Below are 22,309 nucleotides of genomic sequence, written 5' to 3'. Positions count from 1 at the left end.
AACCTGAAAAGAAAATAAAACGAAAAAGAAGCTACGCCCGTCCCGCCCTCGGCTGCTCTCCTTCCAGCCTGCAAATCGTCTCTCCCGCGCGATTGCCAGAAGCGCCGCTTTGGGCATAACCTTCGCGATATTGCGTCGCGAAAACAAGCCATAGGGGAGAACAGCATGAAGAGAACCGTTGTCGTCACCGGATCCACCAGCGGCATTGGGCTTGCGATCGCCACCGCCTTTGCCGGAAAGGGCGACAATGTCGTCATCAACGGCTTCGGAAAGGCGGACGAAATCAAGGCGATAGTGGAGCGGCTTGAATCGCTTTCCGAGGGAAGTGCGCTCTACCACCCAGCGGATATGACGAAACCCGCGGAGATCGCAGACCTGATCGCCACGGCGGCGAAGACCTTCGGCACCGTCGACGTGCTGGTCAACAATGCCGGCATCCAGCATGTCGAGAAGATCGAGGATTTCCCGATCGAGAAATGGGACCAGATCATCGCCATCAACCTGTCGAGCTCGTTTCATACGATGCGCGCCGCCATCCCGCAGATGAAGGCGAAGAAGCATGGCCGCATCATCAATATCGCCTCGGCGCACGGCCTCGTCGCCTCGCCTTTCAAATCCGCCTATGTGGCCGCAAAACATGGTATATTAGGCCTGACGAAGACAGCGGCGCTCGAACTTGCCGAATTCGGCGTGACGGTAAACGCCATCTGCCCCGGCTATGTGCTGACGCCGCTCGTCGAAAAGCAGATACCGGATACCGCCAAGGCCCGCGGAATGACGGAGGAACAGGTGAAGACCGAGGTCATCCTCAAGGCCCAGCCGACGCGCGAATTCGTCAAGGCCGAGGAGATCGGCGCCATGGCGCTCTACCTCGCCAGCGACGACGCCCGGCAGGTGACCGGCACCCACATCTCGATTGACGGGGGCTGGACTGCGGCATAACCATTTCAAAAACAAGAACAAGGAACAACATGAAAGACAGCATCCGCTTCATCCTCAACGGCGAGGACATCACGCTGAGCGATGTCCACCCCTCCGAGACGCTTCTCGATTTTCTGCGGTTGAGGCGCCGGCTGACCGGCACGAAGGAAGGATGCGCCGAGGGTGATTGCGGCGCCTGCACGGTGCTCGTCGGCCGGTTGCTCGACGGCAAGCTCTTCTATGAGACGGTCAATGCCTGTATTCGCTTCTTAGGATCGCTGAACGGCACGCATGTCGTCACCGTCGAGCATCTGGCCGCCAGGAACGGCACGCTGCATCCGGTACAGCAGGCGATGGTGGACTCCCACGGTTCGCAATGCGGCTTCTGCACGCCGGGCTTCGTGATGTCGCTCTATGGCCTGTGGCTTTCCAACGAGAAGCCCGGACGGCCCGAGATCGAAAAGGCGCTTCAGGGCAATCTCTGTCGCTGCACCGGTTACGAGCCGATCGTCAAGGCGGCCGAAGCCGTCAGCCGCGCGCGTCCGAGCACGCTCTTTGATCCGCTCGAAAAGACCCGCTCCGAAATCGTCTCCAGGCTCTGGGCGATGCAGACACGCGAAACGATCACCATTGTTTCCGGCGAGGACCGGCTGATCGTTCCCGGCTCGGTCGAGGCGTTGGCGCGCGTTCTGGCCGATGAACCGCAGGCAACCGTCATCGCCGGTTCCACCGATGTCGGACTCTGGGTGACGAAGCAGATGCGCGCCTTGAGCCCCGCCATCTTCATCAATCACCTGAATGAACTGCAGGCGATCAAGACCACGGATGGCGGCGTGACGATCGGTGCGGGCGTCACCTATACCAAGGCTTTCGAAATCCTTGCGCCGAAGGTACCGACGCTCGGCAATCTCATCAACCGCATCGGCGGCGAGCAGGTGCGCAATATGGGTACGATCGGCGGCAATATCGCCAACGGCTCGCCGATCGGTGACAGCCCGCCGCCTTTGATTGCGCTCGGCGCCACGCTGAAGCTGCGCTCGGCAACGGGCACGCGCATGCTGCGGCTCGAGGATTATTTTATCGAATACGGCAACCAGGACCGCAAGCCTGGCGAATTCGTCGAGAGCGTCTTCATGCCCTACCCGGCCGAAGGCAGCCAGTTCGCGGTCTACAAGATCACCAAACGCCGCGACGAGGACATCACTGCCGTGCTCGGCGCCTTCTATCTAACACTCGACGAGGCAGGCGACGTCAACGACATCCGCATCGCCTTCGGCGGCATGGCCGGAACGCCGAAGCGCGCCCGCACCGTCGAATCCGATCTCATCGGCAAGCCGTGGAACGAGGAAACCGTCGACAGAGCACGCGACGCCTTCGACGCCGATTTCCAGCCGCTGACCGACTGGCGCGCCACCGCCGAGTACCGGCAACTGACGGCAAAGAACCTGCTGAGGCGCTTTTACCTGGAAACGGTTGGAACGCCAGTGGAATTGAAGCGGTTCGAGGGGGTGGCGTGATGACGATCATCAACATCGCCGCAAGCAGGCCCCCTCATCCGGCTGCCGCCACCTTCTCCCCGCCGGGTTCCGTCATGCTCGGGCTTGAGCCGAGCATCCACGTCCGAGCGGCTAGAGTGGAAACCAAGCGCCAGTGCAGGCAACTCGGAGGAGCCATCTGATGGATAAATCCACCTTCGACACCGCCAAGGTCATCATCAGCGGTCCCATGCACAGCGCACTGAAACATGATTCAGCGCATAAGCATGTCACCGGAACTGCCGATTATATCGACGATATTCCGGAATCCGCGGGCCTGCTGCACGGCGCGCTCGGAATGTCCGACCGCGCCCATGCCGAGATCCTCAGCATGGACCTTTCCGAAGTCCGCCGGCACCCCGGCGTCGTTTGGGTATTCACCGGCAAGGACGTGCCGGGCGTCAACGACGTCAGTTCAAACGGCAGCCATGACGAGCCGCTGCTTGCCGAAACCGAGGTCGAGTTCCACGGACAGCCGGTCTTTGCGGTGATCGCCGAGACCCGCGATGCAGCACGGAAGGCCGCACAAAAGGCGAAGATCGAGTATCGCGATCTGCCGCACTGGAGCGATATCGACGGCGCGCTCGAAAACGGCAGCCCGCTCGTCATCGCGCCGATGACGCTGCAGCGCGGCGACGCCAAGGCCGAGATGGACAATGCCCCGCACCGGGTGAAAGGCCAAATGCGCATCGGCGGGCAGGAGCATTTTTACCTCGAAGGCCACGTCGCCATGGCGATCCCCGGCGAGGACGACGAGGTGACCGTCTGGTCCTCCACACAGCACCCGAGCGAAATCCAGCATATCGTCGGCCACGTGCTGAACATTCCGTCGAATGCCGTTACGGTGAATGTGCGCCGCATGGGCGGCGGCTTCGGCGGCAAGGAAACGCAGGGCAACCAGTTTGCAGCGCTTGCCGCAATTGCCGCCAAAAAGCTGAAACGTGCCGTTAAATTCCGCCCCGACCGCGACGAGGACATGAGCGCCACCGGCAAGCGCCACGACTTCCTGGTGGATTACGAGCTCGCCTTCGACAATGAAGGCCGCATCCACGCCGTCGACGCAACCTACGCGGCGCGCTGCGGCTTCTCGTCGGACCTGTCCGGCCCGGTGACGGACCGCGCCCTCTTCCATGCCGATTCCAGCTATTTCTATCCGCATGTGCATCTGACCTCGATGCCGCTGAAGACGCATACCCCCTCGAATACTGCCTTCCGCGGTTTCGGGGGGCCGCAGGGCATGCTGGGAGCCGAGCGCTTCATCGAAGAGATCGCTTATGCGATTGGCAAGGACCCGCTCGAAATCCGCAAACTGAACTTCTACGGTCAGCCCGGTTCCGGCCGCACGACGACGCCCTACCACCAGGACGTTGAAGACAACATCATCCTGCGCATCGTCGAGGAATTGGAGGAGAGCGCCAATTACCAGGCCCGCCGCAATGCCATCATCGGTTTCAACCGCGACAGCCGCTTCATCCGCAAGGGCATTGCGCTGACGCCGGTGAAATTCGGCATCTCCTTCACGATGACCGCCTTCAACCAGGCGGGCGCCCTGGTGCATATCTATCAGGACGGTTCGATCCATCTGAACCATGGCGGCACGGAGATGGGCCAGGGCCTTTATACCAAGGTGGCGCAGGTGCTGTCCGACAGCTTCCAGGTCGATATCGACCGCGTGAAGATCACCGCGACGACCACCGGCAAGGTTCCGAACACGTCTGCGACCGCCGCCTCCTCCGGTTCCGACCTGAACGGCATGGCCGCCTATGACGCTGCGCGTCAGATCAAGGAGCGGCTCGTTGCCTTCGCCGCAGACAAATGGAGCGTCGATCCGGCAGAAATCGTCTTTTTGCCGAACCGGGTGCGCGTCGGCGAGAAGGAAGTCCCCTTCCCCGATTTCATCAAGCAAGCCTATTTCGCCCGCGTGCAGCTCTCGGCAGCGGGCTTCTACAAGACGCCGAAAATCCACTGGGATCGGGCAGCAGGGCGCGGCACGCCGTTCTATTATTTCGCGTATGGCGCCGCCTGCAGCGAAGTCTCGATCGACACCCTGACCGGCGAATACCTGATCGCCCGCACCGACATCCTGCACGACGTCGGCCGCTCGCTGAATCCGGCGATCGACATCGGCCAGGTGGAAGGCGGCTTCGTGCAGGGCATGGGCTGGCTGACGACGGAAGAACTCTGGTGGGACGACAAGGGCCGGCTGCGCACGCATGCGCCCTCGACCTACAAGATCCCGCTTGCCTCCGACCGGCCGAAGATCTTCAACGTCCGTCTCGCCGAATGGTCGGAAAATGCCGAGCCCACCATCGGCCGCTCAAAGGCCGTCGGCGAACCGCCGCTCATGCTGGCGATCTCCGTGCTCGAAGCACTCTCGATGGCGGTGGCCAGCGTCGCCGACTACAAGGTCTGCCCACGGCTCGACGCCCCGGCAACGCCGGAGCGGGTCCTGATGGCGGTGGAGCGGATGAAGCGGGTGTGAGAGTGGCTGGCTTACTGATGCCTCAAGCCAAGGTGAATGAGCGGGGGAGCAAGACTTGCCCGGCTAGAGGCGGTGGCTCCCTGCAATCAGCAGGCTGCGATAATTTCATATCAGTCTTCCCCCTTGTGAGGGAGGTGTCACGCAGGACGGAGGGGGGTGCTTTCGCGCCATGACGTCCTCTTTCCTCGCCTTCACGTCCGCTCACCCCGCCATCATCCTCATCGACATTGTCGAAACCCAAGGCTCCACGCCGCGCGAAGCCGGCACCTTCATGCTCGTCGCCGAAAATGCCACCTGGGGCACGATCGGCGGCGGGCAATTGGAGTTCATGGTGATCCGCAACGCACGAGACCTGCTTATGGGCAGCGGCAGGGCGACCATGAATATTCCGCTTGGGCCGGAGATCGGGCAATGCTGCGGCGGGCGTGCTGAGTTGCGGTTCCGGCGGGTGACGGATGATCTGATGACAGAGCTGAAAGCAAGGCAGGCCGAAGAAACGTCACGCTTTCCGGAGGTCTATGTTTTCGGCGCAGGCCATGTCGGGCATGCGCTCGCGGCCGCACTTGCGCCGCTGCCGCTCTTCGTGACAGTGGTCGAGACGCGTAAGGAAGAGCTTGCGAACCTGCCATCGGAAGCGAAGACACAGCTTACGCCGATGCCGGAAGCGCTGGTGAAGGAGATGCCCGCGGGCTCCGCCGTCGTCATCCTGACGCACGACCATGCGTTGGACTTTCTGATCGCCCGCGAGGCGCTGGCGAGAACCGATCTTGCCTATACCGGCATGATCGGCTCGGCCACGAAACGGGCAACCTTTGCAAACTGGCTTTCGCGCGAAGGCGGCGAGCGGAACTGGCTCGACCGCCTCACCCTGCCGATCGGCGGCTCGGTTGTCAGGGACAAGCGGCCGGACGTGATCGCCGCCATGACCGCTGCCGAAATACTGACGGCACTTTCGGCCTATCGGCAGAGATCGCTCTCGTAACGGGGATCGCGCCCGTCCAGGAAGCCAAGATCGCGCTTTACACGATCGGGAATGCCGTCGAGATCGAGCCGCGACGGGTGGAAGATCTTGCCATAGGCCCACCCTGTCACGCCTGAAACAAGTGACAAAAGCGAAAGATTGACGAGATTTGTGCTCTCTTCGATAGCATGGCAATCCATGACGTCACCCTTGTTCAACTGATGCTAAGGCTTGCAGATTGCCGCTAAAAATGCTGCAATTCCAATCGAACAACCGTCTATGTGCATAAAGAGAACTTATCCATGAAGCTGTCGAAACAGTTCCCGCTGAATGCGCTGCGCGTCTTCGAAGCCGTGGCGCGGCTCGGCAGCTTCACGAAGGCGGGCGAAGAGCTCGGCATGACGCAGACGGCTGTGAGTTATCAGGTGAAACTGCTGGAGGAGAGTATCGGCGAACCGCTGTTCCTGCGCCGCCCGCGCCAGATCAGCCTGACGGATACCGGCGAACGGCTGGCGCCGAGGGTGACGGAAGGTTTTGCCATCCTGAGCGAAGCAGTCGCCTCCGTCAGCGCCGCAGCAGAAGAAATGCTGCTTATCCACTCGACTCCGACCTTTGCGGCGCAGTGGCTGGCGAGACATATAGGCTCGTTTCACCTGAAATATCCGAGCACTGCCGTAAGATTGAAAACCTCAGACACGCTGATCGATTTTTCGCGCGAATCCGCGGATCTCGCACTCCGCAGCGGCAAAGGCAACTGGCCGGGCCTGCGTTCCCATATGCTGATGAAGGTGACGTTTACGCCGATGCTGGCGCCCGCATTGGCCGAGTCGATCGGCGGCATCCATTCACCGGCCGACCTGCTGAAGCTGCGGCTGATCGATGCCGGAGACCCTTGGTGGCTCCAGTGGTTCACCGAGGCCGGCGTACCGAACCCCGATCTTGCCGGTCGTCCTCGCTCAAGGCTCGGCGCGCAGTCCTTTGAAGCAAGTGCCGCAATTGCCGGCCAAGGCGTTGCGATCTTGACGCCGGAATTTTATTCGGACGATCTCGCCGCCGGCAGGCTCTGCCAGCCCTTCGACCTCGTCTGCTACGACGGCGCCGACTACTGGCTCGCCTATCCGGAAAGCCGAAGGAATGTGCCGAAGATCAGGGCCTTCCGGAACTGGATCATCGGCGAGATGGACGCGCACGCTCTCTGAGCGCGCTCAATAGCCCATTTCCGGCGCGTAAAAGCAGCGCGGCGTGTCCTCGTTCGGGAACAGGCAGAGGTGATATTCGCCATCGCCGGATTGCATCGCCTTCGTCATCGGCAGCATGAAGACATGCGCCCGCGTCACCAGCCGGTGGTCGCCGGGCAACAGCGTCACCCGATACCCTCTGGGCGTCACCTTGACGCTTTTCGAAGGAATCATCTGGCAATCGCCAGTATGGTTGTCGCCATTGCAACAGAAGGGTTCGTAAGACCAACCCGCCGGCGCGTCGTGGGCACTTACACTCGACGCGAACGCAATCATCACACCTGCCAGAATGCTGCGCATGGGCATCTTCTCCGTCGATGAATGCGCCGCCTCAATGCGGTTTCCACCTCATCCTGGCGGCCCATAATGGTAATTGTAACCGAGTCGTGACATTTCAAGGATCACTAAATTCTGCAGTGCAACATACTCAAACCAGACTTGCTGCCTTAAACCGTCCGCAACTTTCAATGACCTCACGGTCACATAATCCATGCTGACGGAGACCGAATTGAGGCTTGTCGTGCGGAAATGCGTGACGGCAATGCTCTCGGGGGCAGCCTCAATCGCGGCCGAAAGATCGGTGTTACCCGTTTGAGACGCTCGGCAGAGCTCGACTTTTTGGCAGCCCTGCTTCGATCAAGCCACCCCTGACGATTAAACCGCCAGGAATTTCACAGAAATGAATTGCGCGGACAGCAAATCCTCTGCCTTCACAATAATCGAGGGAAACAATCGCCGATGCGTGCTCCTCGGCAAGCAAGCGGCTGACGTCTTTCCCCTTCCCTCCCGCAGCAACTTTCTGCAATGTGGCGAGTCGGAGGAAGACAGGGGAACTGAATGTATGAATATGCCATAGCGTGGGAATGGCTGGCTTTTGCGACACGCTGGTTTCACGTCATCACCGCGATCGCTTGGATCGGCTCGTCCTTCTATTTCATCGCGCTTGATCTCGGGCTGGTGAAGCGTCCGCATCTTCCGCCGGGCGCCTATGGCGAGGAGTGGCAGGTGCATGGCGGCGGCTTCTACCACATCCAGAAGTATCTGGTGGCGCCGGCGCAGATGCCGGAGCATCTGACCTGGTTCAAATACGAAAGCTACTTCACTTGGCTCTCCGGCTTCCTGATGCTCTGCATCGTTTATTACGGCGGAGCCGATCTCTTCCTCATCGACCGCCATGTGCTGGACATCAGCGCGCCTGTCGCGATCCTGATCTCGCTCGCCTCGCTGGCCGTCGGCTGGATCGTCTACGACCTGCTCTGCAAGTCGCCGCTCGGCAAGAACACCTGGGGCCTGATGGCGGTGCTCTACGGCGTGATCGTCTTCATGGCCTGGGGCTATACGCAGCTCTTCACCGGCCGCGCCGCCTTCCTGCATCTCGGCGCCTTCACGGCGACGATCATGTCGGCCAACGTCTTTATGATCATCATCCCCAACCAGAAGATCGTCGTCGCCGACCTTATCGCCGGACGCACGCCGGATCCGAAATACGGCGCGGTCGCCAAGCAGCGCTCACTACACAACAACTACCTGACGCTGCCAGTCATCTTCTTCATGCTGTCGAACCACTATCCGCTGGCCTTCGGCACCGCCTTCAACTGGGTGATCGCAGCCCTCGTCTTCCTGATGGGCGTCACCATCCGCCACTGGTTCAACACGACGCACGCACGCAAGGGGCGCCCGACCTGGACCTGGATCGCGACAGTCATCCTCTTCATCATCATCATGTGGCTTTCGACGGTGCCTAAGGTGCTGACCGGTGGAAGCGAAACGGCTGCCGTCGCGCCGGCCTTCCAGCAGTTTGCGGGTGATCCCCACTTCCCTGCGGTCAAGGAGGTGATCGGCACGCGCTGTTCGATGTGCCATGCCGCCGAGCCAGTCTATGAGGGCCTTGCCCGGCCGCCGAACGGCGTCATCTTCGAAAACGACGCGGAAATCGCCGCCCATGCGCGTGAAATCTATATACAGGCAGGCCGCAGCCATGCCATGCCGCCCGGCAACGTGACGGAGATCACGTCGGACGAGCGGAAACTGCTCGTCGCCTGGTTCGAAAGCGCAGTCGAAGGCAAACAGCAATGATGACGAAACTCCTGCGCGGGCGCCTGCTCTCGTTCAAGCGCGCGCCCCTCAGCGTCACTGATACGGACAGCTACCGCTACGAGAGCGACGGCGGCCTGCTGATCGAGGCAGGCAAGATCGCGGCGATCGGCGCTTATTCCGACATCAGGAAGAAGGCTCCGGCAGATGCGGTCGAGATCGACCACCGCCCATACCTCATTATGCCGGGCTTCATCGACACGCATCTGCATTTTCCGCAGATGCAGGTGATCGCCTCGTACGCAGCCAACCTGCTCGAATGGCTGAACACCTACACCTTCCCGGAAGAATGCCGCTTCGTCGAAACCGCGCATGCCGAAAAGATCGCGTCGCATTTCTACGACGAACTGGCCCGCCACGGCACGACGACGGCTGCCGCCTATTGCTCCGTCCATAAGACCTCCGCCGACGCCTACTTCTCGGAGGCCATGCGCCGCAACATGTGCATGGTCGGCGGCAAGGTGATGATGGACCGCAATGCCCCGCAGGGCCTACTCGACACGCCTGAGATGGGCTATGACGAAACGCGGCAGGTGATTGCCGACTGGCACGGCAAGGGCCGAAACCACGTCGCCATCACCCCGCGCTTCGCCATCACTTCGACGCCGCAGCAGATGGCGGCGGCCCAGGCTCTCGCCCAGGAATTTCCGGACCTGCACATCCAGACGCATCTTTCGGAAAACCACGATGAGATCAGGTTCACCTGCGAGCTTTATCCGGACGCGATCGACTACACCGATATCTACGCCCGCTACGGCCTGCTAGGCCCGAAGAGCCTCTTCGGCCACTGCATTCACCTCTCCGAGCGCGAGGCAGATGCCATGAGCGAAGCCGGTTCGGTTGCAGTCCATTGCCCGACCTCGAACCTCTTCCTCGGCTCCGGCCTCTTCCCGCTGAAGGCACTGGCGCGCCGCGAAAAAACCGTCAGGATCGGCGTTGCCACCGACATCGGCGGCGGCTCCAGCTATTCGATGCTGCGCACCATGGACGAAGCCTACAAAATCCAGCAGCTCCTCGGCGAGCGCCTCAACCCGCTCGAAAGCTATTATTACATGACGCTCGGCAACGCCGAGGCGCTCTCGCTCGCCGATAGCATCGGCACCCTGGATGAAGGCACGGACGCCGATCTCGTCGTCCTGAACGCCGCGGCAACGCCTGCCATGGCGTTGAAGATGGACGTGGTGAAAACGCTGCCGGAAGAACTTTTCCTGCTCCAGACGATGGGCGACGACCGGGCGGTCGCGGAGACTTATGTGGCGGGCAAGGCAGCGAAGAGCAACCTCACTCTCTGAAGAGACAAACTGGACATTCTCGCGACGCTGATCGATGCTTATGAGGCGTCACACTCTCCAATCCATCTGCCCGACCCAGTCGCCGCCATTCTATTTACGCATGCATCAACAGGGCTTGAGCTGCAAGGACCTTCAACCGATGCTCGGCAGGCTTGGACGCGTGGCGGAAATTCTCAATCGCAGGCGATCCCTCTCGCTTGAAATGATCCGCCGGCTGCATGAGCATCTCGAGATTCCGACCGACATCTTGATCCAGCCGATCCGTACCAACAACACGGCATAGGATATCAATACGACCAGCTTTTCTTCAAAGCCCCCATCACTGCGCGGATGATCGGGACATTCCTGATGTCGGAGTGAACGACAAGCCAGACTTCGCGCGTCAGCGGCTTGGGCTCCCGAACGGCCTTCACGAGGCCATCCAAGCCGGCAAGGAGGAAATTCGGCAGGAGGGCGACACCGCCGCCGGCCCTCGCGGCGGAAAGCTGGAACTCGAGGGTCGTGGCCTTGATGGACAGTTTTCGCCCATTCGCCACCTCGAGCAGGCGAGTTGACTGCGGCGAGCTCGACATGGTTTCGTCATAGGCGATGAAGTTCCAGTCCTCTTCCGGCACACAAGCCAGATAAGTTGGCGCCGCATAGAAGCCAAATGCCACGTCGCCAAGCTTGGTGATGGTAAAGTCGCCCTGTTCCGGTTTCGTCATGCGGACCGCGATGTCCGCCTCCCGCCGGTCGAGCGAGGCGTATCGCGTCTCGCCGACAATGGTGATGGCGATGTCCGGATGGTTGCGCCGGAGCTCGACGAGCGGTCCGGCAAGCAGCGCGGCCGCAAGCGTCGGAGGTGCGCTTACCTTGACATCGCCGGCAAGCCTGCCGCCGGCAGCAAGGCTCACACGTTCGATCGCCCGCGCCTCCTCCCCCATGCGCTCGGCCATCGCCGCGACCCGCTGCCCCTCAGCCGTCAGCGATATGCGCCGTCCGCGCCGGTCGACTAGCTTCACGCCCATCTGCGCCTCCAGGCCGGCGACGCGGCGGGCGACCGTCGCATGCTCCACGGCGAGCGAGCGGGCAGCGCCGAGCAAAGTGCCAGTCTGCGCCAGGGCCGCGAAATAGCGAAGATTTTCCCAATCGAACATTGATCATTTTTTCCCATTAATTGGCAGACAATAGGGAATTTCCGATCAACAGGCCATCGGCCATGATTGCTGCGACAGCAAACCGGAGCACAGTCATGGACAAGATCGTTACACTTCAGGCGCCGGGCGGTATCGAGCAATTGCAGGTCCTGGAGCACACACCGCAGCAGCCTGGCCCCAATGAGATCCGCATACGGCATGAAGCGATCGGCATGAATTTCGTCGACATCTACCATCGGAAGGGCATCTATCCCTTGCCAGCCTATCCGGCAGTCCTGGGCGTCGAGGGCGCGGGCATCGTAGAGGCTGTTGGTACCGGCGCCGTCGAGGTGAAACCGGGTGACCGCGTTGCCTATGCCGGCGTGGTCGGCGCCTATGCCGCAACGCGCCTGCTCCCCGCCGCGCGCGCCATCCGACTTCCGGACGAAATTCCATCACGCCTCGCCGCAAGCTCGATGCTGAAGGGCATGACTGCCTACATGCTGCTGACGCAGACCTACAAGGTCGCCCCCGGCACGATCGTCCTCGTGCATGCGGCAGCCGGCGGGCTCGGCGCCATTCTGGTTCAATGGGCAAGGCATCTCGGAGGAACAGTTATCGGGACCGTCAGTTCAGCGCAAAAGGCAGTGCTCGCCTGCAACCATGGCGCCGACCACCTGATCGTCGGGCGCGATGCGGATGTCGTCGGCGAAGTGAAGCGGCTGACTGGCGGCCGCGGCGTTGATGCCGCCTATGACGGCATCGGCGGCAGCATGCTGTCCAAGACCATCCAATGCCTGCGGCCATTCGGCGTCGCCGCAACGATCGGCCAGGCTGGCGGCCCGATACCGCCTGTCGCTGTCGAGGAGCTGCGCCCCGGAAAATCTCTCGCCCATCCGAGCATCATCGCCTATGTCGCCGACCTCGATAACTACAGAGGGGCGGCCAAAGCCGTGGTCGAGATTCTGCGTTCCGGCATCACCGCAACGATTGCCGGAGAATACGCTTTGCCCGACGCCGCCAAGGCGCAGCAAGTCCTCGAAGAAGGACGTGCTGCGGGTAGTCTCATTCTTGTTCCATAGGCGACGAAAGAGATACCCAACAGCTTGGAAATCATGTTAAGGGCCACGGCACTATCCAGATGCGAAAGTCTCGTCCATGGCCACTCCTCTCACCATCGCTGACCTCAAGCAACTCGCCCAGCGCCGCGTGCCGAAAATGTTCTTCGACTATGCGGATTCCGGTGCCTGGACGGAGTCGACCTATCAGGCGAATGAGAGCGATTACGCCAAGATCAAGCTGCGCCAGCGCGTACTCGTCGACATGACGAACCGCACGCTGGAAACGACGATGATCGGCCAGAAAGTCTCGATGCCGGTGGCGCTCGCGCCAACCGGCTTGACGGGCATGCAGCATGCCGACGGAGAGATGCTGGCTGCCCGCGCGGCCGAGGAATTCGGCGTTCCCTTCACGCTCTCGACCATGAGCATCTGCTCGATCGAGGATGTCGCCTCGGTGACGACACGGCCGTTCTGGTTCCAGCTCTATGTGATGAAGGACAAGGACTTCGTCATGGACCTCATCAATCGCGCCAAGGCGGCCAAGTGCTCGGCGCTGGTGCTGACGGCTGACCTGCAGATCCTCGGCCAGCGGCATAAGGACCTGCGCAACGGCCTCTCGGCCCCGCCGAAATTCACGCCGAAGCATATCTGGCAAATGGCGACGCGCCCCTTCTGGTGCCTCGACATGCTGAAGACGAAGCACCGCACCTTCGGCAACATCGTCGGCCACGCCAAGAATGTTTCCGACCTCTCCTCGCTGTCTTCCTGGACGGCCGAGCAGTTCGATCCGCAGCTCTCCTGGGCCGACGTCGCCTGGATCAAGGAAAAGTGGGGCGGCCCGTTGATCATCAAGGGCATTCTCGATGTCGAGGACGCGAAGGCCGCAGCCGAGACGGGGGCCGACGCAATCGTCGTCTCCAACCATGGCGGCCGTCAGCTCGACGGCGCCCCTTCCTCGATCAGCATGCTCCCGCAGATCGTCGATGCCGTCGGACATAAAATCGAGATCCATCTCGACGGCGGCATCCGCTCCGGCCAGGACGTGCTGAAGGCCGTGGCGCTCGGCGCCAGGGGCACCTATATCGGCCGACCCTTCCTCTATGGCCTCGGCGCCATGGGCAAAGAAGGCGTGACGCTGGCGCTCGGCATCCTCCGCAAGGAGATGGACATCACCATGGCGCTCTGCGGCAAACGCGACATCAACGACGTCAACTCCTCAATCATCGCCGGGCGGCAGTAGCGCTCGCAAGTGAGAAGCCTACTCAGAAGAGTCACGAATCCCAGGATCGCTGTCGCGATGGCTGGCTCATTGACGACACGGTCTGAAAAACCACGGCTTTAAGCCATGTTGCGTTTTTGAGGCCATATTTGATGTCGCCCCTAGTCGAGTTCATCGCGGTGACGGCTGACGAGAGCTAAGCTCCGATAGATCTGACTCCGGAACTTTCTGAAGGCGCGGTGTCGCATGTGTGTCGGCGGCTCAGGGTCAACGCCCGCGAACAATATCTTCAACTTGCGCCGACGAACGAATTATCCAACACTTGTGTCACTTGAAACCAATCTTCGAGCGATGCAACGCCACAAACAACCATCAAATTCCGGCGTTAATACAACGACCTCGCTTGCACGCCCTCCCAGCGAGATAAAAACCGCGGTGCCGATCGCGGATCTCCTGGCGTCGGGCTGTTCCCGTTACTTCGCGTTCGAGGCTAGAAATTGGCGAAACCACGACACTGAACGGTCGATTCATCCTGGCTTGCAAGGGAAAGCTGAATGGCCGCTTCGGGCCGAAGCTGAAGACAGTCCGGCCTCCTTCGCGCCAATTGCGGCCGCTCCGCCGACACAATAGTCTCCATTATGGAAAGCAGTTCCAACTCGGAGCAACCAGTTGCGTAGGTGTCATGGGCGTCGGTTACTCAGAGCGCCTTCTGACGAGTAACCGCATAGGCCTTTATGGTACCATTCTGATGCTGTGCATTATGGAATTGAGTTAAGGAACTGAGCATTGACACAACCCGCAGCCGATAAGGTCCGCTTTAAATTTGTCACGCAATGTCCAAGGGATGATGGCTGCGGCATTTTCGTCTTGCAGATGCTGACGGGCAAACCCTACGACCAAATTGCCAGCATGATCGATTGGGGCGTTCAGACCAATCATTACACAACGTGGAAAGAACTGCGCGGCGTCCTGACCGAGTTGGGCTGGCATACTCGCGGACTACGCAAGGCAGAGAGCTGGGGCGATGTTCGGGGGGTAGCGGTAGTCCATGTCGAAGGAGACCACTTTATCCTCTACGACGCCGATAACGGCATCTTCTATGATCCTGGGCAATCAGATGGCCCCGATCTGCATACCCGCCTCGTTCCTATGAGCTACCTTCCAGTGCAATCGCCAGAGAATGGTGCATAAATCAAGGCGAGACGGCATGCGGAAGTCAAACGTCGCTGCTATCGCGCAGACGGTTTTCTTTCGCCGGATGCGAACCGTGCTCATCCGCCCGCATGGAAAAGGGCTGATCGCGACCACGATGCATTACGACTACGAAGTCCGGTCCTCGGAAAAGGCTTTAGAGGAGATGCCCAAAACGGCATCGGCATGGGCGAAGGCCTTGCAGCGCAACTGCTATCCTATCAGGCCAACAAACCCATCTTGGACCGGCTCATGAAGGAAGCAGGCTTCGATGGCGACAATGCCGTTTCGTCTCTGCTGGACAATCTGGATGCCGCCAAGGCGAAGCCTGGCGCACCGAAGGCGCTTCACGAAGACGACTAAACAGCTATCGAATCCAGCCCGTTGCCAGCGCGGCCGCCCAGTCGGGGCGGCCGTTTGCTTTTGCAAGTCTCGACATCGCCATGTGATCGTAGGCGACGTTGCGGAAATAGGGTGTCCAGCCGGACGCGGATTTCTCCAGGATGGCGTAGCTTGCCATCGGATGGCCGGTCTCCACCTTGTGCGGATAGGGTTTGTCATCGTCATAAGCCGGGCCGCCGACGCTGCCGGGATTGACGATGAGGCGGCCGTCGCGAAGCTGGACAAGGCGCGAAATATGGCTGTGGCCGCACAGGATCAGCGGCAAATCGATCCCGTCCGCGAGCGCCTCGATTTCTTTCAACGGCTTCAGAAACACATGGCCCTCCGGAGCGACGGATTCCAGCCAGTAGAGATTGTCATCCTTAGGCGTCGCGTGGCAGAGATAGACTTCACCTTTGTAGATGAGGTCGCTCGGCAGAGATCGCAGCCAATCGAGATGACGCGGTAGAAGCTGCTGATAGGCAGCTTTATCGGAAGCATGCATGGATTCCGGCTTCTGCTCGATCAGGTAGCGGTCGTGGTTGCCGCGGACTGTCGGAAGGGCGAGCGAGAGAAGCAGCTCGGCGGTCTTTCCTGCTTCCAGGGGGCTACTGAAGCAATCGCCGAGATCGACGATATCCGAAATGCCCTGCGCGCGGATATCGGCAAGCACGGCCTCCAGAGCCAGATGGTTGCCGTGGATATCGGCGATCGCCGCAAACCGCATCGGCTAGCTCCCGCGATAGGTGGAATAGCCGTAAGGCGAGATCAGCAGCGGCACGTGATAATGCGCGCCGGTGTCGGCGATGCCGAAGCGGATGGGTACGAGATCGAGAAAGGCCGGATGCGGCAGCGGCATGCCTAACGCGCGCAGATAATCGCCGGCATGGAACAGCAGTTCGTAGGTTCCTGCCTGGAAATTCGCGCCTGAGAGGATCGCGCCGCCGTCGACACGGCCGTCCGAATTGGTCTCGACCGTCTTGATGTGGTGGCGGATATCCCCCTCCAGGCGAAAAAGGTCGATCCTCAGCCTTTCAGCAGGCTTACCGGAGGCGGTGTCGAGAACATGGGTCGTCAGTCCGGTCATAGAGCTGGCTCGCTGATCGTGTATGAGGTTTCGAAGAAATGCTCTTGCAGATTGTCGCCGGGACCGTCCCTGTCGACAACGAGAAAGTCGCTTGATTGGCCGAGCACGAGCAGCGGGTGATGCCAGACGTTGCGGCGATAGTTCACGCCCTGGTCGCCATGTGCGAGAAACACCTGCGGCCTGCCGGGCTTTCCGTCCTGATCTTCCGAAACCACGACCAGAAACGGCCGCCCGGAAAGCGGCGAGAAGCTCTGGCTGCCGAAAGGATGCCGCTCCATCATGCCGATCTCATAGGGAAAGGCGCGCGGCTGGCCGCGGAAGAGATTGATGATGACGCGTGCGCCCTCGCCTGCCGCCTCGGCCGTAGCCAGCGCATGAAAGCGTTCCGTCGTGCCGCCGTTGATATACCGCATTGTTGCCGGATCGGCCTCGATAACGTCGCCGAACGGCGCGAAAGCAGTTTTGGTGAGAGGCTGGATGTCGAGAAGGTTTGTCAAATGTCATTCACCCTGGGCGTGCCAGTGACGCAATCCGTGCAGTTGATCGAGAAGATCGGGGATGGCTGTTTGCGCAGTGTCCCAAACGGTGTCTAGGTTCATGCTCATATAGCCGTGAGCGATCCGGCTTCTCATTCCGCGCATCTTTTGCCAGGGCACGTTGGAAAATTCCGCTGCAAACTCGGGATATTCCTCCATGATGCGCGATGTTGCCGCGCCGATCATCAGGAGGTTCATTCCAACTGCGCGCTGTCTCACAAGGTCCTTCAGAAATTCATCCTTGCTCATGTCCTTGACGAAATCGATGGTTTCGAATGCGACCTGCTGCATCTCGTCGAGATAGGTTCGAAGCCGATCGATACTCATACAGGCTTGGCTTCCTGCAGGACCCGGCTGCGGACACGTTCGGGAAAATCGCCTGGCGTCAGAACGTGGATTTCCGTCCCGGACATCAGCGCCTGCAACTCCTCCAGCAACCCGCCGAGATCGAAAAGCGTCGTCCCCGGCAGCGCATCGACGAGAATATCGAGATCGCTGTCCGGTCTGTCCTCGCCGCGGGCGACGGAACCGAAGATGCGCGGGTTCGCCGTGTTGAAACGCGTCGTGGCGTCGCGGATCGCCTGCCTGTTCTTTTCCAGCACTTCCGATGGCTTCATCGAGGCATCACTCCTGATGCCTCGAATATAGGTGAGCGGCGATAAAGAAGAAAGAACTCACCCCTTCACCCCGAAGAGCCGCAGCCGCATGATGCCGCCATCCGGATGCATCGCGATGCGGACATGCGTCACCGGCCCGATATCGGCGATGGCATCCTCGCCATATTCGTGGATGTGGTCCATCTGCAACTTGGTGCGTGTCAGTATCGGCTTCCAGTTCTCCGAAGCCGCTGTGTCCACTTCGCTCAGCGTATCGCCAAGATCGGGCAGATAAGCGCCGAGAAGCTCGCAGGTGTCCGGGAAATTGCCCTTGAAGAAGGCGGTATCGACAATGACGCGCTTGATTGTGCCGGGGTGGCCGAGGCGGATAACAGCCCAGTCGTGACCCGGGCCGCGGCGGCGCTTGGTTTCCCAGCCGTCGCCCATATTGATGCCGCGTCCGGGGCCGAGCATCTTGTCCGGGTGGCCGTAATGGGCGTCCGACCAGGCAAGCGACTTCGCGCCATTGAATATATAGCCGAGGTCAACTTCCTCGCTCGCACCGACCTTCGACCAGTCGAAATAGGCCGAGCCGTAGACGCGCAGGCGCGCGACGCCGCCATCGGGATAGATATGCAGGCGCAGATGCGTCCAGATCTTCTCCTTGCCGGCATTCTCGAAGAAGTGATGCGCGCTTGGCCCCAGAGGGGATTTCGCGAGGATTTCGGTCCACACCGTTGCATCGGTCGGATCGCCGTCTTCGACGAAAGCGGCCTCGATCGAGCAATGCGGCGGATAGTTGCCGGTAAAATAGCTGGTATCGACGTCGAAGCCGAAGATGCGGCCGGGCATGGCAAGCTTGACGATCGCCCAGTCATGGCCGGGCACGCGCTTGCGGCGGCTTTCCCAGCCGTCCATGTACTTGCCGTTGTCGTCGTAAAGGTCCGGATCGAAGCTCGCCGGCACATCCTGCAGCATGCGCTCCAGCGGCGCAAAGAACTCGTCCGTCGCATAGAGGCCCCTGGCGCCGAGGCGCGCGGAAGCAAGGTTGATCGCGCCGTTCGCGAAGGACGGCAGGCTGGCATTGGTATTCTCGGTCATTCACTTCTCCGGAAGCATGGATGTCAGGCGCAAAAGCGCAATCTTTTCGACCTCAGCGCAGGCGGTCGCAAGTTCCTCGTCGCGGCTGTTGCCGATGCGTTTTTCGAAAGCCGCAAGAATATCGTCCTTGTTCAGTCCCTTCACGGCGACGATGAAGGGAAAGCCGAATTTCTGGACATAGGCGGCGTTGAGTTCGGTGAAGCGGGCATGCTCTTCGCGGCTCAGCCGGTCAAGTCCGGCACTTGCCTGCTCCTTCTTGCTGTCTTCCGTCAGTTCGCCCGCGACTGCCAGGCGTCCGGCAAGATCGGGATGGGCGCGAAGCACGCCAAGACGCTCGTCCTCGCTTGCCGCGCGGAAGATCGCGACGAGCGGAATGTGCACCTTGTCCACAGTCAACTCATCGCCAATGAAACCGTCGTCATAGGCGCGCTCGGCAATGAAGGGCGAATGTTCGAAGACACCGCCGAAACGCGACACGAATTCATCCCGCCGGATCATCAGGTCATGTCCTGCTTGTGGTTCTTGTGCCAATGCTCGGCAATCTCGATGCGGCGAGGGATCCACACGTTGTCGTGCTTCAGCACATATTCGATGAAACGCTTCAGGGCTGCAGCGCGGCCGGGCCGACCGACCAGACGGCAATGCAGGCCGACCGACATCATCTTCGGGTTGCCGGCCTTGCCTTCTTCGTAGAGCGTATCGAAGGCATCCTTGAGATAAGTGAAGAATTGATCGCCGGAATTGAAGCCCTGCGGCGTCGCAAAGCGCATGTCGTTCGTTTCAAGCGTATAAGGAATGATGAGGAACGGTTTGTCATCAACCCCCTTCACCCAGTAGGGCAGGTCATCGGCATAAGAGTCTGACGAATAAAGGAACCCGCCCTCCTCTTGAACCAGCCGCAGCGTATTGTCGGAGGGCTTTCCCTGGTACATGCCGAAGGGGCGCTCGCCGGTGAGTTCGGTGTGGAGACGCACCGCTTCGAGAATGTGCTTGCGCTCGAGGTCTTCCGGAAAATCCTTGTACTCCAGCCAGCGGTAGCCATGGCTGGCGATCTCCCAGCCGGCTTCTTTCATCGCCGCGACGGCCTCCGGATTGCGGGCCATCGCAAGCGTCACGCCGTAGACGGTCGCCTGAACCTTGAGCTCGGTGAACATGCGCCAGAGCCGCCAGAACCCGGCGCGCGAACCGTATTCGTAGATCGATTCCATGTTCAAGTTGCGCTGGCCGGGCCAGGGCGCCGCTCCCACGATTTCCGACAGCAGGTTCTCGGACGACGGATCACCATCGAGGATCGAGCTCTCGCCGCCCTCTTCGTAATTGATGACGAACTGCACGGCGAGGCGGGCCTCGTCCGGCCATTTCGGATCGGGGGTATTGCGACCATAGCCGACGAGATTGCGCGGATAGGTATCGGAAGCCATCAAATCACCTTTTGAAAGTCAGGCGAAACGGTAGCACCCGGAGACGGAATGTCGAGACGGAAATGCGAAACTGACTTTCGCCGCTACGGCACAAGTCGCCGGCTCTGCGGCTGGATCATATGCCTGCGGCCCGCAATAGCGCGACGCAGAAGACGCCAAGCGCCACGGAAACGAGCATCGGCAGACGGAGTGCGGCAATGGCGGTGAGCGCGCAGGCGATCGTTTCCGCAATGCCGGTGGCAAAGGCGGTCGGCGCGACGACCGCCATCAGAACGGCAGGCGGAATGGATTCGATCGCCTTTCGGCGGCTTCCCTCCAAGGACACATGCCACACGAGCACAAGACCGCTCAGGCGCGTGAGCACCGTCACGGCTGCCATGGCGATGATCGCGACAAGGGTGGAGAAATCGACTGTCATTGCGTTACCTCCACGCGCCGACTGCCGCTGGCGACTGCCGCAAGCAGACCGGCGCCGGCGCCGGCTGCGATGTACCAGACGCCCGGTACGAAATGTTGGGTCGCTACCGCGGCCGCACCGCTTGCGATAAGCACAGCGCCGGTTTCCGGTCCCTTCCAGAAGCCCATGACGAGCACGATGAAGACGGCCGGAAAGGCGAAATCCAGTCCAAGCGCCACGGGATCACCGAGGAAAGCGCCGAGCGTCGCGCCCGCAAGGCTCGAAAGCACCCAGGCGAGATAGAAGGGCGCGGCAAGCCCAGCGAACCAGGCGGGCGTGAGCCGCGCAAGACCGGCGCGGAATTCCGCCATCGCCCAGATCTCGTCTGCAAGAAACAGACATGCGAAATAGCGCCTGCGTCCGCCAAAAGCCTGCATCTTGGTGCCGAGCGAAGCACTCATCAGCACATGGCGGATATTGACGAGCAGGGCCGCAAAACCGACGCTCGTCCACGAGGCCGGATGCGTCCAGATATCCATTGCCACGAACTGCGAACCGCCGGCAAAGACCAACGCGCTCATCAGTGCCGTCTCGACCGGGGAAAGCCCTTTCGTGACTGCGACCGCGCCGAAGACGAGGCCGATCGGTATGACGGCAGCGATGAGCGGCGAAATGGCTCTCATGCCGCCCAGGAACTCCGCCCATTTTCCATTCTCATTCACGACAGGATCTCCGATTTGATGCGGAGGTTTTAGAATGGAGATGAATGGTCGTCTTGAACGAAAGTGACTACCGCGCGCGGTATTGGCCGGGCGTCACGCCGGTGCGCGCCTTGAAATGCCGGCTGAAATGCGCCTGGTCGGCGAAACCGCATTCGAGCGCAATCTCCGCCGGCTGTCCGCCAGCCTGCAGCTTGCGCCGGGCAACGCGAATGCGGATATCAGTGAGGAAGGCGTGGGGCGTGATGTGGAATTCCTTGCGGAAGGCGCGTATCAGATGCGCACGGCTGAGGCCCGCCACGGCGGCGAGTTCTTCAAGTCCGACATCAAAGGCGTAGTTTTCCATCAGGTAGTCACGGGCGCGCTGCACGGCCGACCGCTCCTGCGTGTCGATCGGTACGATGATTGAACTGCCGTGATGCCGAAACATGGCCTCGAGCACAAGGAACATGCCCTGACTGGTCTCCAGCGCACCGGCCCCCAATTCCAGCGCGCGGTGCGCATCATAAAAAGCCTCGGCAAGCCGGGGATCGTGAAGGATCTGCTTGCCGAAGGCCGGCATGCCGCTGAAGGTGCGGCCGGTGACATCTTCCAGGATTTCGCGGAAGAGTGACGTGTCCGGGTAGATCATCCGGTAGCGATAGCCGCCCTCGACAGGCACGCCGTCATGGATTTCGCCCGGATTGATCAGATAGAGATCGCCCGGCCCCGAGCTTTCGCGCGCCCCCCGGATCGTCGCAATCTGGCTGCCGCTTTCGATAGCGCCAATGCTGAAGGTCTCGTGGGCATGCGGCGCGAACTCATGCGTCAGGAACGTCGCGCTCAGGCACTCCATGCCGCCGAAACGGCTGTCACGCCAGAATCGCGTCGTCTCCGCTCCAGACAGCGGCATGGCTTCGGTTGCCTGTTCCTGGGAGATGTTGTCCATCGGCCGGATATAGCATCTTTGGGCCCCCCATTCT

At 60.8% G+C, this 22,309-nt stretch carries 26 protein-coding genes and 2 pseudogenes; 14 read left to right on the top strand and 14 right to left on the bottom strand.

Annotated features, from left to right (window positions below; all coding sequences use genetic code 11):
• The first annotated feature begins 165 nt into the window (after nucleotides 1-165).
• The 5 genes from ACZ9DP_RS20500 to xdhC all read left to right on the top strand — a co-directional run bounded on the left by ACZ9DP_RS20500 (nucleotide 166) and on the right by xdhC (nucleotide 5,920).
• Nucleotides 166-942, top strand: coding sequence for a 3-hydroxybutyrate dehydrogenase (locus ACZ9DP_RS20500; RefSeq protein ID WP_092585026.1), 777 nt, complete (start codon nucleotides 166-168; stop codon nucleotides 940-942).
• A gap of 29 nt (nucleotides 943-971) precedes the next feature.
• Complete coding sequence (gene xdhA, locus ACZ9DP_RS20495; protein ID WP_074069117.1) at nucleotides 972-2,438, top strand: xanthine dehydrogenase small subunit; 1,467 nt, start codon at nucleotides 972-974, stop codon at nucleotides 2,436-2,438.
• Entirely contained in the window at nucleotides 2,438-2,599 is a 162-nt protein-coding gene (locus tag ACZ9DP_RS20490) for a hypothetical protein (protein WP_476203417.1), read from the top strand. The genes xdhA and ACZ9DP_RS20490 overlap by 1 nt, the downstream gene beginning before the upstream one ends.
• Complete coding sequence (gene xdhB, locus ACZ9DP_RS20485) at nucleotides 2,599-4,938, top strand: xanthine dehydrogenase molybdopterin binding subunit (RefSeq protein ID WP_476203416.1); 2,340 nt, start codon at nucleotides 2,599-2,601, stop codon at nucleotides 4,936-4,938. Before ACZ9DP_RS20490 ends, xdhB begins: the two co-directional genes overlap by 1 nt.
• Nucleotides 4,939-5,107: 169 nt before the next feature.
• On the top strand, nucleotides 5,108-5,920 hold the full coding sequence (gene xdhC, locus ACZ9DP_RS20480) for a xanthine dehydrogenase accessory protein XdhC (RefSeq protein ID WP_476203415.1): 813 nt from the start codon (nucleotides 5,108-5,110) through the stop codon (nucleotides 5,918-5,920).
• Here xdhC and ACZ9DP_RS20475 read toward each other — a convergent pair.
• The gene (locus tag ACZ9DP_RS20475) at nucleotides 5,896-6,099 is read right to left on the bottom strand and encodes a hypothetical protein (RefSeq protein ID WP_476203414.1); all 204 of its coding nucleotides are present in this window, start codon (nucleotides 6,097-6,099) and stop codon (nucleotides 5,896-5,898) included. The two genes, xdhC and ACZ9DP_RS20475, sit on opposite strands and share 25 nt — an antisense overlap.
• A 102-nt stretch (nucleotides 6,100-6,201) precedes the next feature.
• Here ACZ9DP_RS20475 and ACZ9DP_RS20470 point away from each other — a divergent pair, with 102 nt between their 5' ends.
• Nucleotides 6,202-7,098 carry a LysR substrate-binding domain-containing protein gene (locus ACZ9DP_RS20470; protein WP_476203413.1) on the top strand — a complete coding sequence of 299 codons (897 nt, stop codon included), beginning with the start codon at nucleotides 6,202-6,204 and terminating at the stop codon, nucleotides 7,096-7,098.
• A gap of 6 nt (nucleotides 7,099-7,104) precedes the next feature.
• Here ACZ9DP_RS20470 and ACZ9DP_RS20465 read toward each other — a convergent pair whose 3' ends face one another.
• Nucleotides 7,105-7,437, bottom strand: coding sequence for a hypothetical protein (locus ACZ9DP_RS20465; protein WP_022714113.1), 333 nt, complete (start codon nucleotides 7,435-7,437; stop codon nucleotides 7,105-7,107).
• Between the two features lie 537 nt (nucleotides 7,438-7,974).
• On the opposite strand from ACZ9DP_RS20465, the gene ACZ9DP_RS20460 reads away from it, so the two are divergent.
• The 3 genes from ACZ9DP_RS20460 (at nucleotide 7,975) to ACZ9DP_RS20450 (ending at nucleotide 10,806) form a co-directional block, all read left to right on the top strand.
• Nucleotides 7,975-9,213 carry a urate hydroxylase PuuD gene (locus ACZ9DP_RS20460; protein ID WP_476203412.1) on the top strand — a complete coding sequence of 413 codons (1,239 nt, stop codon included), beginning with the start codon at nucleotides 7,975-7,977 and terminating at the stop codon, nucleotides 9,211-9,213.
• Nucleotides 9,210-10,523: a guanine deaminase gene (gene guaD, locus ACZ9DP_RS20455; protein ID WP_476203411.1), complete on the top strand. Its 1,314-nt coding sequence runs from the start codon at nucleotides 9,210-9,212 to the stop codon at nucleotides 10,521-10,523. The genes ACZ9DP_RS20460 and guaD overlap by 4 nt, the downstream gene beginning before the upstream one ends.
• 139 nt (nucleotides 10,524-10,662) lie before the next feature.
• Nucleotides 10,663-10,806, top strand: a complete 144-nt coding sequence (locus ACZ9DP_RS20450) for a hypothetical protein (protein WP_476203410.1) — start codon at nucleotides 10,663-10,665, stop codon at nucleotides 10,804-10,806.
• Nucleotides 10,807-10,810: 4 nt separating this feature from the next.
• Here the strand turns inward: ACZ9DP_RS20450 and ACZ9DP_RS20445 are convergent, their stop codons facing one another.
• Nucleotides 10,811-11,659 carry a LysR family transcriptional regulator gene (locus ACZ9DP_RS20445; RefSeq protein WP_194727643.1) on the bottom strand — a complete coding sequence of 283 codons (849 nt, stop codon included), beginning with the start codon at nucleotides 11,657-11,659 and terminating at the stop codon, nucleotides 10,811-10,813.
• 95 nt (nucleotides 11,660-11,754) lie between these two features.
• Between ACZ9DP_RS20445 and ACZ9DP_RS20440 the strand changes: the two genes are divergently transcribed.
• The 5 genes and pseudogenes from ACZ9DP_RS20440 to ACZ9DP_RS20420 all read left to right on the top strand — a co-directional run.
• Nucleotides 11,755-12,720 carry a quinone oxidoreductase family protein gene (locus tag ACZ9DP_RS20440; RefSeq protein WP_476203409.1) on the top strand — a complete coding sequence of 322 codons (966 nt, stop codon included), beginning with the start codon at nucleotides 11,755-11,757 and terminating at the stop codon, nucleotides 12,718-12,720.
• Nucleotides 12,721-12,796: 76 nt separating this feature from the next.
• The gene (locus ACZ9DP_RS20435) at nucleotides 12,797-13,939 is read left to right on the top strand and encodes an alpha-hydroxy acid oxidase (protein WP_476203408.1); all 1,143 of its coding nucleotides are present in this window, start codon (nucleotides 12,797-12,799) and stop codon (nucleotides 13,937-13,939) included.
• 765 nt (nucleotides 13,940-14,704) lie between these two features.
• Nucleotides 14,705-15,109 (top strand): hypothetical protein, encoded by a 405-nt coding sequence (locus tag ACZ9DP_RS20430; RefSeq protein ID WP_476203407.1) that lies wholly within the window; start codon nucleotides 14,705-14,707, stop codon nucleotides 15,107-15,109.
• A gap of 7 nt (nucleotides 15,110-15,116) precedes the next feature.
• A pseudogene (locus ACZ9DP_RS20425) lies at nucleotides 15,117-15,284 on the top strand (Ku protein); the annotation flags it as partial.
• A pseudogene (locus tag ACZ9DP_RS20420) lies at nucleotides 15,251-15,472 on the top strand (flotillin family protein); the annotation flags it as partial. The pseudogenes ACZ9DP_RS20425 and ACZ9DP_RS20420, both read left to right, overlap by 34 nt.
• Nucleotides 15,473-15,476: 4 nt before the next feature.
• Here ACZ9DP_RS20420 and ACZ9DP_RS20415 read toward each other — a convergent pair.
• The 11 genes from ACZ9DP_RS20415 to ACZ9DP_RS20365 all read right to left on the bottom strand — a co-directional run bounded on the left by ACZ9DP_RS20415 (nucleotide 15,477) and on the right by ACZ9DP_RS20365 (nucleotide 22,275).
• Complete coding sequence (locus tag ACZ9DP_RS20415; protein ID WP_194727648.1) at nucleotides 15,477-16,217, bottom strand: metallophosphoesterase family protein; 741 nt, start codon at nucleotides 16,215-16,217, stop codon at nucleotides 15,477-15,479.
• Nucleotides 16,218-16,220: 3 nt separating this feature from the next.
• A complete protein-coding gene (gene uraH / locus ACZ9DP_RS20410; protein ID WP_074069130.1) occupies nucleotides 16,221-16,577 on the bottom strand; it encodes a hydroxyisourate hydrolase in 357 nt (118 codons plus the stop codon).
• Entirely contained in the window at nucleotides 16,574-17,074 is a 501-nt protein-coding gene (locus ACZ9DP_RS20405; protein ID WP_476203406.1) for an ureidoglycolate lyase, read from the bottom strand. The genes uraH and ACZ9DP_RS20405 overlap by 4 nt, the downstream gene beginning before the upstream one ends.
• Before the next feature lie 3 nt (nucleotides 17,075-17,077).
• Entirely contained in the window at nucleotides 17,078-17,440 is a 363-nt protein-coding gene (locus tag ACZ9DP_RS20400) for a HepT-like ribonuclease domain-containing protein (protein WP_074069132.1), read from the bottom strand.
• The gene (locus ACZ9DP_RS20395; protein ID WP_074069133.1) at nucleotides 17,437-17,730 is read right to left on the bottom strand and encodes a nucleotidyltransferase family protein; all 294 of its coding nucleotides are present in this window, start codon (nucleotides 17,728-17,730) and stop codon (nucleotides 17,437-17,439) included. Before ACZ9DP_RS20395 ends, ACZ9DP_RS20400 begins: the two co-directional genes overlap by 4 nt.
• Before the next feature lie 57 nt (nucleotides 17,731-17,787).
• Nucleotides 17,788-18,810: an allantoicase gene (alc, locus tag ACZ9DP_RS20390; RefSeq protein ID WP_476203405.1), complete on the bottom strand. Its 1,023-nt coding sequence runs from the start codon at nucleotides 18,808-18,810 to the stop codon at nucleotides 17,788-17,790.
• Nucleotides 18,811-19,308 carry a 2-oxo-4-hydroxy-4-carboxy-5-ureidoimidazoline decarboxylase gene (gene uraD / locus ACZ9DP_RS20385; protein ID WP_476203404.1) on the bottom strand — a complete coding sequence of 166 codons (498 nt, stop codon included), beginning with the start codon at nucleotides 19,306-19,308 and terminating at the stop codon, nucleotides 18,811-18,813.
• A complete protein-coding gene (gene puuE / locus ACZ9DP_RS20380; RefSeq protein WP_074069136.1) occupies nucleotides 19,308-20,231 on the bottom strand; it encodes an allantoinase PuuE in 924 nt (307 codons plus the stop codon). The genes uraD and puuE overlap by 1 nt, the downstream gene beginning before the upstream one ends.
• A 115-nt stretch (nucleotides 20,232-20,346) precedes the next feature.
• The gene (locus ACZ9DP_RS20375; protein ID WP_476203403.1) at nucleotides 20,347-20,649 is read right to left on the bottom strand and encodes an AzlD family protein; all 303 of its coding nucleotides are present in this window, start codon (nucleotides 20,647-20,649) and stop codon (nucleotides 20,347-20,349) included.
• Nucleotides 20,646-21,311: an AzlC family ABC transporter permease gene (locus tag ACZ9DP_RS20370; protein WP_194730170.1), complete on the bottom strand. Its 666-nt coding sequence runs from the start codon at nucleotides 21,309-21,311 to the stop codon at nucleotides 20,646-20,648. The genes ACZ9DP_RS20375 and ACZ9DP_RS20370 overlap by 4 nt, the downstream gene beginning before the upstream one ends.
• Nucleotides 21,312-21,417: 106 nt before the next feature.
• Nucleotides 21,418-22,275: an AraC family transcriptional regulator gene (locus ACZ9DP_RS20365; RefSeq protein ID WP_194727655.1), complete on the bottom strand. Its 858-nt coding sequence runs from the start codon at nucleotides 22,273-22,275 to the stop codon at nucleotides 21,418-21,420.
• Nucleotides 22,276-22,309 lie beyond the last annotated feature (34 nt).

It is taken from the genome of Rhizobium sp. USDA 4016 (genome assembly GCF_056279705.1).
The sequence above is the reverse complement of the archived record's forward strand: the minus strand, read 5'-3'. Positions and strand labels throughout refer to the sequence as shown.